This window comes from Gimesia panareensis (assembly GCF_007748155.1).
GTDB classification, from domain to species: Bacteria; Planctomycetota; Planctomycetia; order Planctomycetales; family Planctomycetaceae; genus Gimesia; species Gimesia panareensis.
This window is the reverse complement of sequence record NZ_CP037421.1, coordinates 2,333,505-2,353,460: the sequence shown is the minus strand read 5'-3', so window position 1 is coordinate 2,353,460 and position 19,956 is coordinate 2,333,505. Positions and strand designations below refer to the sequence as shown.

Annotated in this window: 7 protein-coding genes; 3 read left to right on the top strand and 4 right to left on the bottom strand. The window is 53.1% G+C overall.

Features of this window, described 5'->3' with window-relative positions; translation table 11 throughout:
- On the top strand, nucleotides 1-904 hold a 904-nt coding region (locus Enr10x_RS08660), incomplete at its 5' end, for a hypothetical protein (RefSeq protein WP_197997540.1).
- Nucleotides 905-1,062: 158 nt separating this feature from the next.
- Here Enr10x_RS08660 and Enr10x_RS08655 read toward each other — a convergent pair.
- From Enr10x_RS08655 to hpnH, 3 genes are all read right to left on the bottom strand, one after another.
- The gene (locus tag Enr10x_RS08655; protein ID WP_145109192.1) at nucleotides 1,063-3,861 is read right to left on the bottom strand and encodes a DUF1559 family PulG-like putative transporter; all 2,799 of its coding nucleotides are present in this window, start codon (nucleotides 3,859-3,861) and stop codon (nucleotides 1,063-1,065) included.
- Nucleotides 3,861-4,259 carry a BlaI/MecI/CopY family transcriptional regulator gene (locus tag Enr10x_RS08650; protein WP_145109195.1) on the bottom strand — a complete coding sequence of 133 codons (399 nt, stop codon included), beginning with the start codon at nucleotides 4,257-4,259 and terminating at the stop codon, nucleotides 3,861-3,863. The genes Enr10x_RS08655 and Enr10x_RS08650 overlap by 1 nt, the downstream gene beginning before the upstream one ends.
- Before the next feature lie 204 nt (nucleotides 4,260-4,463).
- Entirely contained in the window at nucleotides 4,464-5,618 is a 1,155-nt protein-coding gene (hpnH, locus tag Enr10x_RS08645) for an adenosyl-hopene transferase HpnH (RefSeq protein WP_232093269.1), read from the bottom strand.
- A gap of 141 nt (nucleotides 5,619-5,759) precedes the next feature.
- On the opposite strand from hpnH, the gene Enr10x_RS08640 reads away from it, so the two are divergent.
- Nucleotides 5,760-6,950: an enolase C-terminal domain-like protein gene (locus Enr10x_RS08640; RefSeq protein ID WP_145109201.1), complete on the top strand. Its 1,191-nt coding sequence runs from the start codon at nucleotides 5,760-5,762 to the stop codon at nucleotides 6,948-6,950.
- 7 nt (nucleotides 6,951-6,957) lie between these two features.
- Here the strand turns inward: Enr10x_RS08640 and Enr10x_RS08635 are convergent, their stop codons facing one another.
- On the bottom strand, nucleotides 6,958-7,833 hold the full coding sequence (locus tag Enr10x_RS08635) for a hypothetical protein (protein ID WP_145109204.1): 876 nt from the start codon (nucleotides 7,831-7,833) through the stop codon (nucleotides 6,958-6,960).
- 814 nt (nucleotides 7,834-8,647) lie between these two features.
- Between Enr10x_RS08635 and Enr10x_RS29885 the strand changes: the two genes are divergently transcribed.
- The coding region (locus Enr10x_RS29885) for a cadherin domain-containing protein (protein WP_197997539.1) at nucleotides 8,648-19,956 on the top strand (11,309 nt) is incomplete at its 3' end.

Sequence of the window (19,956 nt, the reverse complement as noted above, 5' to 3'; positions counted from 1 at the left end):
CAACAGTGCGATTCCGCAGGATCGTGTGTTCTTCAATTACCAGTATATGAAGGACATGGATACCTACAAACGCTTCAATGGCCGAAGCGGCGGCAGCGACCTGTCTCTCTATACCTTCGGTCTGGAAAAGACTCTGTTCTGCGGACGGATGTCTGTCGACTTCCTGGTTCCATTCTCTTACTCAATGGATCGCGAATTTCGTCAACAGGCTAACAGCTATCCGGGATCCGATTCACAACTGGAAGATATTGCCTTCGGTGCCAAGGGAATTATTATCGATCGGGAGTGCCTGACCGTATCCGGTGGTGTGCGATTTGAAGCACCAACTGGCGATGATATCCACAATACCCAGCCGAACCGGACCTGGAAAAACGATGCCTGGGCGATTACGCCTTACCTGGCTTCCATCTATAGTTTCTCAGAAGATCTGTTCATTCAGAACTTCATTTCTTACCGTCTGATTACGACTGGTAATTCTGCCTATCAGTCTCAGGGGATGGGACCTGGAGGTCCGACTGCTGACTTCCGCGAGCCAGCGATCTTCGGCGTCGACACCCAGTTAGGTTACTGGATGATGCGTAACCACGGCAGCCGTGGAGTAACCGGCCTGATGGCCAGCTTTGAAGTGCACTATGCTGCTACCTTTGATGGTGGTTACCAGCCGTCGGGCTTCAATCCTCCGTTGCTTTACAACCTGGATGGGAACCACGATATTCTGAACCTGACCGCTGGTGTGACTGCTCTGATCAATGATCGTTCTACCGTCACTGCAGCCTTTGTGGCACCGGTGCGAAATGGTCCACAATCTGTGATTCCTCCTCCGCCGGGGAACCTGGGACCTTATGATTCCGATCGTTTCTTTGACTGGGGACTCACGATTCAGTTCAACTACTTCTTCAACTAATCTTTTCCTGAGTAGATTGCGTAAGAAGTACTTAAAACGATACGACTCCTTGTGTCTCATACGAAATCACCCCTGGTTCATTTTACAGAACCAGGGGTGATTTATATTTCAGCTACATCCAATACACCTTAGTCTCCTGAAAGGCACGGTCACACTGTCTATGGCCAGTCGATTGGATGACTGTCATTGATCAGCAGCAGGTATTTGAGTGTTTCCGGTTTGATGGTGTCGGGAAGGTAACGTGCCGCCCCGTCACAGAGTCCGACACTAAAACCTCCTGGCGAAAATCCACCCAGTTTCGGAAGTGTTTTCCCGTCAAAAGGAATGTCTTCCGGTTTGGTCCAGGGGATGTCCCGTCTCGCTTCCACGATGGCGATCGTATTGGAGGTACCGTCGGTGATCTGCCGCATGCTGACACCGGCGACCGGAACTGACTTTGACTCGACACCACTGCCTCCTCCTGGGCCGCCAGGGACAAACGCCTCTGTGCTCATCTCTATACCTGCCCTACCGGCGGGACGCGTAGATTTGCCGAACACGGTATTGGGGCCTACGACTCCCAGGTAAGAGGTCAGATAGCCGGGTCGGCTGTCATTGGGATGCTTAAAGACCGCGGGCATTTTTGCCAGAACTTTTTTGTTGTGCTCACTGTCCCAGGGTTCGTTGAGGCGATACTCCTTGTAAAGTTTCTCATGATCCAGGTACGGCAGCAATGCGACCCGCCAGCTGTGAGGTGTTTTCCCATCCGGTCCCATCACGACTGCCGGCGGAAAATGGCCATGTTTATCATGATAGAGATGCATGGCCAGAACCAGATGTCTGATATTACTGAATGAATCTAAACGCAAGGCTACCTGACGTGCTTCCAACAGGGCGGGCACAAAAGTTACCAGGGCATCGGCCAAGACAGCCAGATCAGACATAGAGGCAGTCAGACTGACTGTCTCCCCTTCCTGCTCGAACTGAATCGACTGAAGGAGTTTTTCCGCGAGCTGTATCAGGGGCAACTTTTTAATCTGCTCCTGTTGCCTTTCGAGGAGATACTGTTCCTGCCACTGCTCCAGCATATTTGCCCCCAGCACATGGGCTGCATCTAAAGTTTTTCTAACCTGATCTCCATGCAGCTCCTGATACAGAGTCGATCGGAGCGAAATCTTGCGATCGAGATTGATCCCTAACGTAATCACATCCGTATTATCCCAGACCGGTGCAAGGGATGGCTTCCAGAGATTGTGGTCAAAGCCGATATTCAAATGGTTCTTCCAGACTAACTCCCTGACCTGTCGCAGATTCAAGAGGGTGGCGATCATTTCGTGTTCGACTGGTTGCCATTGTTTTGACCACCGACTCGGTTTCTGTGACTTGTGGGCATGCAGCAGCTGTTTCAGTACCGTTAGTGATTGCGCAAAGATCAACTGGCGATCGTTCACAATTGACAGGCAGGACCTGGAAAAAGTTCTCGATTCGAAGTATTCAAATTCATCGGATACCACAGTAATTTTTCCACCACTGCTGAATGCCTTGATGACACTTTCCCGGTCAATGTCTTCTGTTGTTTGAATCACAGCGCCATATTGGGGGGACCTTGCCCCGTGACGGTCCAGATCAATTGCAAGAAAGATCAGTGTCAAACTGTCGATCTGCTGCAAAGGTAAACCCAGCGGGTAAAGTCGGGGGTACTTTTTCTGTGCCTGCTGGATTGAAAATCGGACATAATTCATCGAATCCTGCTGCAGCAATGTGGACGGCCGCAGGGCGAGCACTCCCAGGGCATTATTGGGAACATAGTCGAGGTTGAAGCTTTTTCCTGCCGGTTTTGAGGTCACTGATTTTGCCGCGGGCGGTTCCGCTGCTTCCTGTGCCAGACCGATCTGATTTCCGCGAAATCCAGCCGCCAGGAGACCGATTATCAGCATGGAACAGACTACCAGCACACGCTGGGAACGCGAGATCATTTTTTTCGAGGAACGCTTCTGCTTCAGCATTTCGATTCTCCTTAAAAAGGTGGAGTGCGTGGGGAGAAAGGCCCGCGCCGGTCCTGTGAGCCGATGATTTGACTGGGAAACGGCCATCTCCGCCAGGACGACCAGATAGGGATCTGCGCCGCCACTGGTAACGGCTGCGGACGCGTCTGCCGCCAGTTCCTGTTCCAGGCGGAGTCGCGCAACGAGCCAGTGAACCAGCGGATGATAGAAATAGAGCGACCGGCTGAGTTCTGCCCCCAGGATAGCCAGATAGTCTCGCTGCTGGATGTGAGCCAGTTCATGGGCGAGTACGGCCCGCAACTGCTCCGGGTTCCATTCCCGCCAGGCAGTAGGCAAGAGAATCACCGGTCGCCACCAGCCGATCACCGCCGCTGTGGTCAGTGAAGCATGCTCTCTTAATTGCAGTGGATGGGAGATTTGCTGTTCGGCAGCCAGGACATCCAGTGCTTCCTCTGCAGCGGTTCCCTGCAGTGAAGTCGCCTGACTTACCAGTCGTTTCAGTGAAAAGTATCCAAACAGCAGTCGAAGTGCGGCGAGCAGAAAGCCGCCCACCAGCAACCAGCCCACGATGCCCGCCGGCGTAGGAATGTTTGATGGCTGATCAACAACCGGTTCCTGTTGTAAACCTTTCAGAAACCCTTCCCAGACGGTTCCCCATTCCGATTCCTGCGGAAGCCGTTTCAAAGTTGGTAATTCCGAGGCATTCGCGGGTGCTGCCGGTGCGGTTGCACTCTGGTTGTCTGAAGTGGTTTTGATAGCGGGTGCTGCTTGCTTCCAGGTGGTCTGCCAGCGGGGCCAGGGACTGAAAGTGAGCAGCGCTAACAGCAAGGTCATCCCGACCGCACAGGAGAGCAGAAACGAGCGTGTACGGGGACCAAATCGTTTCGTGCCCAGATAAATTACAAGGGCTACCAGTGTCACAATCGTAACCTGCAATCCCAGCCAGAGCAGACTGATTCCAAGTTGATGCATCAGGGCGTCTCCTTCAGAATATCCTGGATGGCTTTGAGTTCCTGAGGACTTAACTGCCGCTCATCGAGCAGTCGCAGCAGCAGTTTTTCTCGCGAGCCTCCAAATACTTTTTGAATCATGTCCCCCAGCATGCTGCCGGAAACATCTTCAAACGAACGGGCACTTCGAAAAAGAAACGGACGGACCTCGTTGGTCTGCTCCAGAAACTCTTTTTCGACAAGGATCCGCACCAGTGTCGCGACGGTGGTGTAAGCCAGATCACGACCCGCTGCCTCCAGGGCATCACGGACTTGTGTGACCGTCAGTTCGACAGGCGACTCAGCTGTCTCCTGGTCCCAGAAAACATGCATGATTTCCAGCTCACGCGTCGTCAACTCTTTGGCTTTTGGTCGGGCCATAAATCGCTCCTGTAAGTGAAATACAGTCTGCAAACCAACATTTGGTTATTTAGATTTGGTTTTATAGTAATAAAGATTGCAGAGTTCGTCAAAGAAAATCTTTGATTTTTATGAAGCTGTTTCAGAATAAAAAAAGGTGCCCTCTCAAGTCTGTTTGAGAGGGCACCTTAGATTGATGGATCTGTCTGTAATTCTGAGAACTGCTTAGCGTTCTATGAGCGCTTCGGCTTCTTCTTCGCAGGACTCAGCTTCAGAGGGAAGTTCCAGCTGATACAGGTCCCGATCGCTGACTGTATAATGAGGCGCCGGGATCGGTTCCGGAGTGGCCAGCGGCTGATTGGTCTCTTTGGATCCGAACAGGGTCAGCGAGACCACTTTCAGGAACCCTTTCCAGGAAGAGAATGTCTGGTCGACTGCCGTTGGTTCATGTCCACAATGGACCATGCAGTCGCGACACTTTTCGTTGCCACTTTTGCGGCCGTACTGTTCCCAACTGGTGGAAGACATCAGTTCCTCGAAGGTTTCGGCATAGCCCTCTTCGAGCAGGTAGCAGGGTTTCTGCCAGCCAAAAATGTTGTAGGTCGGGTTGCCCCAGGGCGTGCACTCCAGTTCCCAGTTCCCTTTGAGAAACTCCAGAAACAGCGGGGAATGGTTGAAGGCCCAGGCTTTTTTGGGAGCTGCCAGGATACGACGAAACATTGAGATCGTCTGGTTGCGTTTGAGGAAGTGTTCCTGATCGGGGGCTTTTTCGTACTGATAGCCGGGAGAGAGCATCATACTTTCGATGCCCAGCTCGGCCAGTTCATCGAACAACTGACGTACGCGGTCCGGGTCTGCATTGTTAAAGAGGGTGGAATTAGTCGTGACGCGGTGCCCTGCTTTGACGGCCGCTTTGATGGCACTGATCGCTTTATCGTAGATGCCTTCCCGGCAAACCGAGGCATCATGGTCTTCACGAATGCCATCCAGGTGAATGGAAAAGGTGAGATACTTGGAGGGAGGATAGTTCTCGAGGTGTTTTTCGAGTAAGATCGCGTTCGTGCAAAGGTAAACGAACTTTTTACGGGCGACCAGGCCGGCGACGATTTCCGGCATCTGAGGATGCAACAGCGGTTCGCCCCCGGGAATGGAAACGATAGGAGCACCACACTCATCCACTGCCTGAAAACACTTCTCGGGGCTGAGGTTTTGTTTGAGGATATTGGTGGGAAACTGAATTTTCCCGCAGCCGGCACAGGCCAGATTACAGCGGAACAGCGGTTCCAGCATCAGCACCAGGGGATAACGTTTGACTCCTTTGATCCGTTGAGTCACGACATATTTAGCTACAGTCCACATCTGCGAAAGGGGGACACCCACAATCACCTCCATGTTGTTGCGAAAAATTCTAAATCCGTTCAGAATAGCGGGTTCATAGCAGTTTTCAGAAACCCTGTCACCCCCAAAAAGCACGTATCCCGCAATCCAGCAAAGAGTTATTGAAGGTTTAACCAGTTTCTCATGAAAATCGCCGCTCTGAAGGCTTATCGGATACGTGTCCCGCTGAAACGAAAGATCACCCATGCGTCGTTCAGCCGGTCTGAATCTGAGTCGATTCTGGTCTGCTGTGAGCTGGATGACGGTACCATTGGCTGGGGAGAAGCGGTCCCGCGGGCTTATGTGACAGGAGAAACCCCCGATTCCGTTCTGGCACAGTACCAGGCGACCGATTTCCGGGAAATGACGGACTGGCGCTGGAATTTAACCCAGGAAGTAGTGCCCCTCTGCCAGCACATCACATTATCAGAAGCTACGGACGTGCCTGCTGAATATCAGGCGCGATGCTGTTTTGGTAACGCCGCCCGGTGTGCCCTGGAACTGAGTCTGCTGGATGCCGCCACCCGTGCTCAGGGGGAGTCCCTGTCCGCCATCTTTCCGTACCTGGATGAAGATCGGTCTCTGATTCAGTCGCTCCCCTCCGTCCGCTACAGTGCCGTGCTGACGTCCATGAAGCCGCTCAAGCAGACAGTCTTATCACTGCTATACCGTCTGACCGGCTTTCGGCAGTGTAAAGTCAAAGTCGGCATGCCGGGCATTGATGATCGAGCCCTGCTCCGCAAAGTTCGCAAACTGACAGGCTCGCGAATGGGACTGCGGATCGATGCCAACGAAGCCTGGAACCGTACCGAACTGGAAACGCGGGATGCCGATTTTCAACCGTTGCAGATCCAGTCGATCGAGCAGCCTGTGGCCCATACATCGATCGATGAACTCAAACATATCCGCGGGCAGCTCAGTGCACTGGTCATGCTGGATGAATCGTTATGCAGTCAGGAGGATGCGGAACGTGCGATCTCAGAAGGCTATTGCGATGCCTTCAATCTGCGGATTTCCAAGCTGGGAGGCCTGATTCCCACGTTTCAAATTGCTCGAATGGCCCACCAGGCGGGGATCCGCTGTCAGCTGGGTTGCCAGGTGGGAGAAACGGGAATTCTGTCTGCGGCGGGACGTCATTTTGCGTGCAGCATTCAGGAGTTGGACTTTCTGGAAGGGAGTTTCGATCGCTTTCTGCTCAAACAGAACATCATCAACGAAAAGATCTCGTTTCAATGGGGAGGCGTGGCGCCTGCTCTGCAAGGCCCTGGGCTGGGTGTAACCGTGAATCCAACACGTTTAGCGCAGTTCGTTGATCAGGAAATGCAATTGATCTGATCGAATATCAGGGGATCAGAAAGACCAGACCAGTGACGGTCAGACTTTCAAAGAGTGCTCCGCGGCCGCTCACGGGTAGACGTTCAACCTGATACGGCGGGCAGTTGCCCGGGCGTTCATAGCCCAGCGTGTACTGGCACTCATACAGCGGATAGGCACCAATCATATAAGGCAGTGCCGGGATTCGACCGAAAAAGCGTCCTGCGGAAATGAAGGGTTGAATGGCAGCACCGTAGTTGTAGCCATAACGCTCGAGGTAAGGCTCTTCAAAGTAGAGCGGATTATGTGGGACCGCTGCGGCGACCCAGTCTTTCGTCACCAGCTGCCAGTCACGGGTGGTTCCCATAGTGACCTTTTCCGCGGGGATTTCTCCCAGATGCTCTGCCGCGGTATTCGTGGGCAGGTCTCCTGTAGGAGGCTTTGTATTCAGAGTCAACGATGTTAATGGCTTCAGTCCCAGTTCAACCAGCCGGGGTGATTTTTTCTGGTCTGGTTTCGCAGTTTCCGGCATTGGCAGGGGAGTTTCAGGAGCAGGTGGAACGGCTGCGGGTTCCTGAACGAAATAAAATTCTGGTTCGCTCTCACTTTCGATGACTGGCTTCTTTGCTTCCACAGGCGCCTCTGAAACCGGCTCAGGAAAACGAACACCGGTCAGCTCGATGGGCTGAAAATCGGTCTTTTCATCGAACTCCAGTGAGATTTTCCGTGGCTCAGGCAGGGGAGGCAACGTTACCGGTTCAGGAACAGATTCCGGCTTTGATTTTTGGTGATTTTGATATTTATTGAAGCCGGTAATCGTGATCTGGTCAGATTTTACGTCGTCATGCGTCTTATCGGGTGTGGACTGTCTGCGTGAGGCAGCGGCCTGGGCCAACGCAGACATTTTGACTGTGTCGTATTCTGGAGCCACTGAGAAGAGCGCGGCCTGATTCGTTGCACAACCGCTGACAAACAGGCAGCAGAGGCAAAGCAGGAATCGAGGCGGATTAACTTGCAACCTAATCAAAACAGGCGCTCCAGTGGATTAAGTATCTGGTATTACAGTGTTTAAGCTGTGAATATCAGTTTCGGATTCGTCGAATCGAGAGTACTCATTATCAATTATCGGCTACTGGAATGAACCGGGGACATCAGTGTCAGACTGAGCAGCAAGGTCAACACAAACCCCCTATTCATTCAATTGTGCGAAGTTTAGGGAGATAGCAGAAATGCACAAAAGGGCACATCCTGAAGCCGGTAGCTGCAGGATTTCGTTGTTTCTCTGCGAAACTTCAGATTGGAAATGAACTTCGTTCGTATTTTGTCAATTCACCAACGTAGGGTGATTAGACCGGTTGAGGAAACGAAAACAATCATAACCTGGAACTGAACCAGAACTAACTGATTAAAACGGCTGTAATACTTATAAAGACTATAGATTTCCATTTTTGACAGATGTGTCTGCTCCGTTAAAAATCGTTGACATACCATTTGGTGAGTAAAGATAATATGGGGAGTTTTTCTGCAAAATCGTTGACCTGTTCGCAGGTGCACATGTCGGCCAGGGGTAAGGCGGTTTCAGCAGAAATGCAGGGTCGGTGTGCGTAAAACGCTCCCTGTTTGTGTTCCCCTCTTCTGTATTGCCTCTTGAATGGTATTCGCGAACTCGTGCCATCAGATCTCTGTGCATTACAAGGAACTCGAAGGAGCATCTCAACGTGCGATTTTTAGAATGGCTGAACCGATGCCTCGGCAAGACTCCCCCTGCCCCCAACCTCGAGTTCAATTCGCTCCGCGCTGACAGTCATGCTGGACTGGAACTGGTGCGTCTGGAAGAGCGTATCGTTTTAAATGTGGACGCCGGTGTCTCCGGCAGTCTCAACGAAGTCCTCGAAATCAGCCTGGATGCTGCCAATGATGAGGCAACGGTTTCTGTCGTCGATGGGGGCGCTACCATTCAGGTCGACGATGGTTTAAATCTTCCCGACAGCATCATGCAGTTTAATGCGAGCCAGATCAATTCGATCCTGGTGACCGGTGTAGATCCATCTCAGACGGTTAATTTCCTGGGCCAGAACGATCTGATCGTCCCCGATTCCCTGAACCTGACCGGTTTCACCGGCGATGTGAATATCGGCATTCAAATTGATGTCGGGACAAATTCCGCTCCCGAATTCAGCGCGTCCTCCACTGTGACCTATTTGGGACAGTATGATCGCGTGGGTGACCAGTTGAATGTCATACTCCAGAATCAGCTTGGTGCCGATGACTCTTTTGCCGTCCAGATTAATGGTTCTGATGTCGAAATCATCGATCAGAATCATTCAAATACCCTGCTCTATTCCACCTCGCTGGCTGGCCTGAATTCGATCCAGATACAAGGGGCGGATGGAGAGACGGATCTGTTATCGCTCAATTACGGTGACTCACAACTCACTCAACTTTCGATCTCCTTCGATGGTGGACTGGGAGGCAACGATACCCTGGAATTCTTCGGGGGCACGTTTGATACAATCACCCACCATTTTACAGGTCCCGGAAGCGGCTCAGTTGATTTCAGTGGGAATGCGATTACCGAAATCAATTATTCCGGTCTGGAACCAGTATTCGGCGGCAATAATACGGCCAACAATGTCGAGATCGAGCTCCCCACAGCGACGAACGATGCCGTACTGGAAAATGCGCCTCTGCCGGGCGAGATGCAGATTCGCAGCCTGAGCAGCAGTTTCGAGCTGACCACCTTCGCCTCCCCTGCTGATTCGCTCAAAATCACCACTGCCGGCGGCAACTCGATCGTCGACCTCAATTCCTATGATGCTACCTTCGCTCCGACCGATCTGATTCTCTCCGGTCAGGCGAGTGACACGTACCAGCTGGCAGGCAGCGATCTGCTCGATGACAGTGTCTCACTGACTCTGGCCGGGGGCGCCATACTCGATCTCGGTACCTTCAACGAAACCGTCGATCAGTTCACACTGGAAGACGGGACCGTGATTGCCTCAGGCGGCATTCTGACAGCGCAGTCCGATCTGAATCTGCAGTCTGGCAGTGTCAAAGCACAATTAAACGGAACAAACCTCATCAAAAATGGCTCCGGGACCGTGATCCTGGACGCGTTAAACGGATACACCGGCTCGACCACCATCAACGACGGCACACTGCAACTGGCACAATCGAATGCGATTCCCAATACATCGAGTGTCGACCTGACCTCTGTGACCAGCGTACTGGATCTGGACGGATTCTCTGTTTCACTGACTTCCCTGACCGGGACGGGGAGCGTGCTGCTCGGAGGACCTTCAGGTTCACTGACTCTCAATCAGGCTGTTTCCACAACAGCAACGTTTGGCGGCGGGATCTCTGGAAACGGCAGCCTGACCATCGGCGGTGCGGGTGAAGTCATTCTTTCCGGTAACAGTTCCTTCACTGGTGCCACCAACGTGCAAAATGGTGTTTTGAAAGTGGACGGGACGCTGGCCACTTCGAAAGTCATCGTCGCGACCGGGGCCACCCTGGGTGGTTCAGGCAGCGTCAATGCCCCTGTCACCATCAATGCAGACGCCGCACTGGCGCCAGGTTCCAGTCCCGGTTTTCTCAGCACAGGCGATCTGACACTCGACGCCGATGGCAATTTGAATATTGAAATCAATGGCACCGCTGCAGGCACACAATACGATCAGATCCAGGTCACAGGCGGAGTCGATCTGACAGGTGCCAAGTTGAATATCAGCAGTAGTTTTACCGCTTCCGCCGGTGATCAGTTCCTGCTGATCGATAACGACGATACTGACAGTGTGACAGGAGAATTCGTCGGTCGATCGGAAGGAACCTTGTTCAATTTCAATGGAAATCAGGTCTACATTTCCTACGTGGGTGGCGATGGTAACGATGTTGTCCTGGTGGTCAATACTCCCCCTTCTGCGGCAAATCAAATTTTTTCTGTCGATGAAAATCCGGCAAACACCACTTCCGTGGGTACGATCGCCGCGGCAGATCCGAATGTTCCCCCGGGCGATCTGACGTTCAGCCTCACGGGGGGATCGGGGCAGACCGCCTTTAACGTCAGTACTGACGGCGAGATCACAGTGGCTGATTTCACTCAGCTGGATTATGAAACAACAACTTCGTTTGAGCTGGAGATTCTGGTTACCGATGACGCCGGGGCGACCGACACGGCAACGATTACTATCAATCTCAATCCGGTCAACGATAATACTCCCGTCGTGAACAATCAGATATTGAGTGTCGATGAAAATACGACCAATGGCACTAATGTCGGAACGGCGATCCCTGCCAGTGATGCCGACCTTCCCAATGACAGCCTGACGTTTACCAAAACCGGAGGAACCGGAGCGGCTGCATTTGACATCTCTTCCAGTGGTCAAATCACCGTTTCTGATCAGAGTCTGCTCGACTACGAAACCACAACCTCGTTCGACCTGGATATCCTGGTCACTGATGCAGTGGGAGCGACGGACACGGCCACCATTACGATTAATCTCAATCCGGTGAATGACAATGCACCGGTCGTGCTCAATCAGATCAGAAGTATCGACGAGAACTCACCGAATGGCACTCCTGTGGGGACTGTGATTGTCGCTACAGACGACGACCTGCCGAATGATTCACTAACCTTTACTGAAGTGGGAGGCAGCGGGGCGGCTGCATTTGACATTTCTTCCAGCGGTCAAATCACGGTAGCAGACCAGAGCCTGCTCGATTACGAGACCACGACTTCCTTTACATTGGACATCATGGTATCCGATGGTGTGAACGCAACGGACACGGCAACCATCACGATCAATTTGAATCCGTTGAACGATAATATTCCGGTCATCGCCAACCAGATACGGGATGTCGATGAAAATTCCGCCAATGGGACGCTCGTCGGCGCGGTGCTTGTCGCCAGTGATGCCGATCTGCCGGGCGATACTCTGACCTTCTCCGAAGCGGGGGGCACGGGGGCTGCTGCCTTCGATATTACATCTGCCGGCCAGATTGTGGTCGCGGATCAGAGTCTGCTCAATTATGAAACCAACCCCACTTACACACTGGATGTGATTGTTGATGACAATGCCGGTTCGACCGCAACGGCGACCGTGACGATCAATCTGAACGACCTGGTGGAAACCATGGTGGTGGCCGCCGGTGACTGGTCCAGCAATGACATCACGATTATTCGGGACGGCAGCCAGATTCGCATTCTGGAAACGGGTACTTCGAATGAGATCGTGACCTCGCACGAATTTGACAAGGTTTCCAGTATCATCATTACCGGAAATGGATCCGACAACACCGTCCGGCTGGACATGAGCGTCGATACGATTCTGCCGCCGAGTGGCATCAGCTTTGATGGAGCCGGCGGATCGAATACGCTGGTCAGTGCAAATCAGACGACCGACTGGCTGATCGACGGCACCAATTCCGGAAGCCTGCTCTCCGGGGCCGTCAGCTTCAGTAACGTTGAGAATCTGACCGGAAACGCAGGAGCAGACAACTTCGTCTTCCAGGATGGCGGTCAGATCACCGGCACCCTGTCGGGGGGCAACGGATCGGACAGTATTGACTTCTCGGCTGTTACCAGCGCGGTCAATGTCGATCTGCAGAACAGCAGTGCCACGAACCTCAATCTGTTTGGCGGAATCGAGAAACTCAGTGGCGACGGCACACTGGATTCCATCAGTGGCCTCACTGCAGGTACTACGTATCTGATTGATGGTGTGAATCAGGGATCGGTCTCCGGCATCGACTTCGACGGGTTCAGTCATCTGACCGGCTCGACGGGAATCGATACTTTCCAGTTCAGCGGCAACGGTCAGATCACCGGCAGTATCGACGGTCTGGGTGGCAGCGATAGTCTGGATTATTCGGCATCCACATTCAGTCTGGCCCTTGGACTGTCATCAACGGGTACGACAGATGGCTTTGCCGGTTCGGAATCTTCCACGCTGGCAGCCTTTGACAATATTGATTCAATCCAGGGAAGCGGCAACAGCGATACGCTGACCGGGATCAATGCAGGAGCGATCTGGACGCTCGATGGAGCCAATCAATACAGTTCAACGAATACATTGAGTTTCAGCGGATTTGAAAATCTGACCGGGGGAACCGATGTAGACAGCTTCAACATCACTGGCAGCCAGTCGCTGAATCTGGCTGGCAATTCTGGAAATGATGTCTTCTCCTTTGCGGACAGCGCCTCGCTGACCGGTACGATCGATGGCCAGGCAGGAGCGGACCAGATCGATTATTCTGCTTTGACAACGTCTATTGACGTGGTGCTCACAGCCAATGGATCCTATGACGGGTTCCAGGGGACCGAAGCGACGGTCAGTGGTGGTTTTGACAACATCAATAATGTTGCCGCCGGTTCGGGAACGGCGGACAAGCTGACCGGGCAGAACGCGACTGCCACCTGGTCGATTCAACCGGCCAGCATCTATGGCAGTGGGACTTCGCTCTCTTTCTCCAGTTTTGAAACGCTCCAGGGGGGAAGCGATGTCGACCAGTTCAACATCAATGGTTCTCATTCACTGGATCTGCAGGGAGGTCTGGGAAATGATGTCTTCAGTTTCAACAATAACAGTTCCACACTCAACGGTTTGATTGACGGCCAGGGAGGCAGCGATCATCTGAATCTCGTCAACTACAGTGCCGACCTGAATGTGGCACTCAGCGGCCTGGGCAGTATCGATGGCTTTGATGGAACCGAATCAGCGAAATCAGTCAGTTTTGCGAACATCGACCAGTTGACCGGGGGCAGCGGTACCAATTCACTGACCGGCATCGACAGTGCCGCCACGTGGACGCTGAATGGGACCAATACCTATGTCAGTACGAACTCGCTGACTTTCAGCAGTTTTGTGAATCTGACCGGCGGCAGTGATACCGACATCTTCAACGTCACCCCGGATTCGGAAGCATTCAATATTACAGGCGGCGATCCGATCAGCAATCCGCTGGGCGATCAGCTCAATATAGACACTTCCACAGCCGGGACCGCTGTTGTCTCGAACAACGGTGAAGGTTCCGGTTCGGTCACGGGAAGCTTCCCCACTGTCGCATACAGTGAGATCGAGAACTTCGCGATCTCCGGGACAGTGGATGTCGAACTGGATGGTACTGCCAACGCTGACGACATCGAAATCCTCGTCAATGGGGGCGATATTGAATACCGTCTGGGCGGGATTCTGATTGGCACCAGTTCCCTGTCTGACACCACTACGATTACGGTTAAGGGAGGAGACGGTGATGACAGCCTGACCGTCGATGCTGCCCTGGCAACAGAGGGCATCACCGTTGATTATGATGGGGAAGGCCAGGATTCGACCAGCCCGGGCGATGTTTTGAATCTGCTGGGCACGACGACGTCGGTGGAATATTTCTTTACTGACAGCAGTTCCGGTTCGATCCGCATTGATGGTTCCGGGACCGACTTCATCACCTACAGCGGCCTGGAGCCGATCACTTCGACGATCAATACTACCAACGTGACCCTGAATTACAGCAGCGTTGCCGAAATCATTACGATCAGCGACGCAGGCAGTGGCCAGACACAGATTACTTCGACTGCCGGCGAAACGCTGACATTCACAAACCCCACCGGTCTGTTGACCATTAATACCGGTGACGGGGCAGACCAGATTGAGCTCAATTCCCTGGCCGCGAACTTTACGGCTTCCCTGACGATCAATGGAGAAGGCGCAACAGATACGTTGAATGCGAATGGCAGCCTGACATTCGCTTCCGGAAAAAGTGTAGAACTGAATGTAGAGTCAATCAATGTCGCCAATTCTGTTTCTCTGACCGCAGCCAGTATCGCCTTCAATGCCGACAGCGTGGATCTGGACGGCGATCTGGTAGCCACGACGGTTTCCGGCGATGCCGCAACAGTCAATGTGCTGGGCTCGGCCGGTGGGGCTGACATCCAGGATGCGGTCGATATCGCAGGCACGGGTGGCGTGATCAACATTGCTGCCGGCGTCTATCATACAACGGGCACATTGGATATTGATGAATCGGTCTCCCTGATCGGAGCCGGAAAAGACGTCGTGGAAATCCGCAAAGCGGGTGCTCCGACAAATAACTACGATATCGCTGTCAATATCACAGCCAATGATGTCTCGATTTCCGGAGCTCAGCTCGGCTGGGAAACTCACACTTCCGCAACCGACTATCAGGGCTATGTGGTTTACACAACGGCAGACAACACCACGTTAAACAACCTGCTCTTCGGAGACAACTATCGCAGTGCCGTCGTTTTTGAAGGGGCGAACAACCTCGAAGTTTCTGATTCCATCTTTGAGGGGAACTATGGCCGCGCCGCGATCCGCGACGGGGATTACGGCAGTGGTGAGAACTTCCTGATTACACGAAACGAATTCCGGGAAACGCATTTTCGCTGGGGACCGATTGCGATCGGACCTCAAGGCACCTATGGTGATCCGAACAACTATGCCTTCAGTGGTGAGATTTCCTTCAACTACTTCGGCAACGGACTGGAGGCGGGGGCGTTTCAGGAAGCCGGCGATCAGAATTATACCGTCACCATTACCAACCGGGGTATGACGGCCGACGGGATCGACATCAACCACAATACATTCGACTGGCAGGATTCTTCCACGACGAATGGAAATGGCATCTATGCCCAGCCGGGCGGAGTCTACTTCGATCCCTCCCTGGCGGTGCCGGTAAATTCGGTGAATATCACCAACAACATCTTCAACGGTTTCAGTTACGAGGGACCACAGCCGACCACCGATCCGCTATGGCACCCGGCAGACGGCGTATTTGGGGGTGCCCTCGAATTTGACGGTGTGGACGATTTCGGAATATTCCAGTCTGCCAATTTTGACGTCGGTGAATCCGGAACGCTCAGTTTCTGGGTCAACATGGACGATCAGGGGCGCCGGAACCAGTTCTTCGAAGGTCCCAATAACGGGGGGATGGAGTTCCAGTACCGTACGAATGGTAACGGTCAGTTCTTCGGCAGCCCCAACCGCAATGACGGGAATGGAAATACCTATGTGATTCAAAATGGTGGGGCCGACGGGACCACTGGTGTCTGGCAGAACATCCAGTATACCTGGGATTACAACGGCGGTGTGAATCCCGAAATGCATCTCTATGTAGATGGTGTCGAAGTTGGCTATCTCAGCGGGACCTATGACTCCGATCTGTCTCAGTGGACGGCCACTGTCAGTACGATTAATGAACTGATGAATGTGGGCCGTGATCCGGGGGACAGCAGTCGTTACTTCGACGGTATGATGGACGATGTCGGCTGGTTCGATCAGGCTCTGGGACAAACGGACCTGGATACGGTTCGCACAACGGGTGTCAGCGCCCTGTCCGGTGATTCCCGCCTGGTCGCGCACTGGGACTTCGATCAGACCTCCGGGGATATTGCCGTGGATAATGTGAGCGGCATCCAGATGTATTTGTCTACGAATGGGATCGTGCCCTTCGGTCCTGAATTCCAGGAAACTGTCGGAGTCTTTGGCGGCGCGCTGGAATTTGATGGCATCGACGACTTCGCCACTTTCCAGGATGCCTCTTTTGATGTCGGCAAAAAAGGGACTTTGAACTTCTGGATCAAAATGGACGATACCGGCAGACGGAACCAGTTCTTCGAAGGTCCTGACAACGGCGGATTCGAATTCCAGTATCGGACCAACGGCGGTGGTCAGTTTTATGGTCGGACCCAGGATGGCGGTGACTATACGATCCAGTCCGGAGGCTTTGGTGGAGTCGCTTCCGCCATGAATCCCGATGGTGTCGAAGGGGACTGGACCAACATCCAATACACGTGGGACGCCGACACTGGCGAAATGCACATCTACATCAACGGGTCGGAAGCTCCGTACCTGTCTTCGTATGATGAAAACCTGTCCGGCTTCGACAGTACTCACTTCACCGACACGATCAATGGTCTGATGAATGTGGGCCGCGATCCAGGTACCAGCGGACGCTTCTTTGACGGGCTGATGGACGATATCGGCTGGTTCAATGATGTGCTGGATTCCACCGATCGGGCCACAATCATGAACACCGGCGTTGCCAGTCTGACCGGCGATTCCCGGCTGGTCGCGCACTGGAATCTGGATGATGCTGCAGGGACCACTGTCGTATCGGGTGACAGCGGGACGAATATCACACTGTATCTGCAGGCGGAACCTCCCCTGCCCCCTATTGAAGGCTTTGGTGTCCTCGCTCCTCTCAACGCGAATGTGACCTATAACGCCTTTAACGGGAATGATCTCGATTCGAATGTAACACTCGATTCGACAAACACGTTTGGCGATCCGCTGTTTGCTTATGCCAATGATCCTTCGTATGTCAGTACAGATTCGCTGGAAACACAGTTTGCGATCGGTTTTGGTTCTTCTGCCGCTTATGGCTCTGCGGAATTTGCGGCCGATACGAATACGAACCTGCCTCACATCGGCGCTTTTCAGAACCAGCCTACGGTTTACCCGGGGGTCTATGGATCAGGCGACATTGTTGTCTATGGAACTGGAGAAGACGATCAGCTGGTGCTGATGCTGACTGGCGAAGACACGGCGTCCTTTGTGTTGACGCGGGACTTTGGAGGCCCAAATGAAACGGTCCTGGCCACAGTGTCGGTAGTTGACATCACCTCGATCACGTTCAATGGTCTCGGCGGAGACGATGTGTTGATCATCAATCAGCCCGACAACCTGTTCTTCAATCCTTCTGGTGGCATCATTTTCAATGGTGGTTCCCAGAACAATGACGGTAACTCACTGGGGATTACCGGCGTCAATGGCGACACACTCGTGCTCAATCACAGTACGCCGCTGGAAGCGGATTCGGTGGCCTATGTCTTTACGCCGGACAGCGTGCCTGCGGAAGGGGAAGATGGAAACATCACCATTTCCGACAGCAGCATGAGTGATGGATCGACTACGATCACCTTTACCGGACTGGAGCCAATCCTGGACAACCTGCTGGTGGCGAATCGGGATTTCGACTTTACCGATGCAGACGAAACCATTTCGCTGTCTGACGATGGTGTGATCGGCGATAATTATTCGTTTATTGATTCCACGCTCAGTGAATCGGTACTGTTTCTGGATCCGACCAGTTCGATCACAATCCGCACCGACAGTGTGGGAACTCCCACAGGAGTTGACACCGTCCTGGTCAATTCACTGGACAGTCTGTTCGACGCCAGCCTGTCGATTCTCGCAGGCGACGATGATCCAGTGACCTTCCAGAGTACCATCGATCTGTTTTCCGGCGATCTGTACGTCACTGCGGAAAGCGTGAATATTCTGGCCGACATTGATGCCGCTTCTGTCGAAATCAGTTCTTCGGGCGTGACGAGCACGACTTTGAATGGTGGTACCGTCACCACAACAGGCTCTCAGCTCTACCACGATGCGGTGAACTTTGTCACCAACACGACACTTACCAGTACTGGCGGCAGCAGCATTCAGTTTGATGGAACGATCGATGGTGCCATTGATCTGGAACTCGACACGATCGGAACCACGATCTTTAACGACGCGATCGGCAGCAATACGGCTCTGAGCAGCCTGACAACAAATGCCGGTGGCACGATACAGATCAATGGTGGCAGCATCGAAACCAGCGGCGATCAGATCTTTAATGACGATGTCGAACTGGGGGCGAATACGATTCTCACCAGTAGCGGCAGTGGTGCGATCACCTTCCACGAGCGGTTGAACGGAACCTATACGCTGGAAATCAAGACCGACGGTGACACGACCTTTAATAATACCGTCGGTGACACGAACGAACTGGCCAGCCTGACGACCGATGCTAACGGAACGACCAACGTCAACGGGGGCAGCATCGCCACGACCGGAGGACAGCTATTCAACGATGCGGTCATGCTCGGGGCAGATACCGTTTTATCTAGTTCCGCTTCCGGAACCATCCAGTTTAAATCGACATTGAACGGAGCTCACAACCTTAACGTCAACACAGACGGAATTACGATCTTCGATGATCAGGTCGGGAATTCAGCGTCTCTCGACAGTCTGACGACCGATGCGAATGGTACCACCCAGATCAATGGCGGCAGCATTGAAACAACGGGCGACCAGATCTTCTATGACGACGTGGAACTGGGCGACAACACAATACTGACCAGCACCAGCAGCGGCGCAGTCACATTCGACCAGACTCTGAACGGCTCATTCACTCTGGAAGTCAAAACCGCGGGCGACACCACTTTTAACGGCACCGTGGGCAATGCGAATGAACTGACGAGCCTGACCACCGACGCTGATGGGACAACCAACATCAATGGTGGCAGCATCGCCACATCGGGCGGCCAGCTGTTTAACGATGCTGTGGTGCTGGGAGACAATACCATCCTCTCCAGTTCCGCCAGCGGTACGATTCAGTTCGTTTCGACTTTGAATGGGGCGTATACGCTCAATATCAATACTGACGGGACGACCATCTTCGACGATCAGGTGGGTAACTCAGCCGCCCTGGTCAGCCTGACTACGAACGTGAACGGTACGACGCAGATCAACGGGGGAAGCATCGAAACCACCGGCGATCAGATCTTCAATGACGATGTCGAACTGGGGGCGAATACGATTCTCACCAGTACCGGCAGCGGGGCCATCACCTTCCACGAGCGGTTGAACGGAACCTATACGCTGGAAATCAAGACCGACGGTGACACGACCTTTAATAATACGGTCGGTGACACGAACGAACTGGCCAGCCTGACGACCGATGCTAACGGAACAACCAACGTTAACGGGGGCAGTATCGCCACGACCGGGGGACAGCTATTCAACGATGCGGTCATGCTCGGGGCAGATACCGTTTTATCTAGTTCCGCTTCTGGAACCATCCAGTTTAAATCGACACTGAACGGAGCTCACAACCTTAACGTCAACACTGACGGAACTACGATCTTCGATGATCAGGTCGGGAACTCAGCGTCTCTCGACAGTCTGACGACCGATGCGAATGGTACCACCCAGATCAATGGCGGCAGCATTGAAACAACGGGCGA

Bases quoted from the DNA above. Each gene is read 5' to 3' on its own strand.
- Enr10x_RS08640 (WP_145109201.1), top strand. From the start codon at position 5,760: ATGAAAATCGCCGCTCTGAAGGCTTATCGGATACGTGTCCCGCTGAAA.
- Enr10x_RS08635 (WP_145109204.1), bottom strand. From the start codon at position 7,833: ATGTCTGCGTTGGCCCAGGCCGCTGCCTCACGCAGACAGTCCACACCC.
- Enr10x_RS08650 (WP_145109195.1), bottom strand. From the start codon at position 4,259: ATGGCCCGACCAAAAGCCAAAGAGTTGACGACGCGTGAGCTGGAAATC.
- Enr10x_RS08655 (WP_145109192.1), bottom strand. From the start codon at position 3,861: ATGCATCAACTTGGAATCAGTCTGCTCTGGCTGGGATTGCAGGTTACG.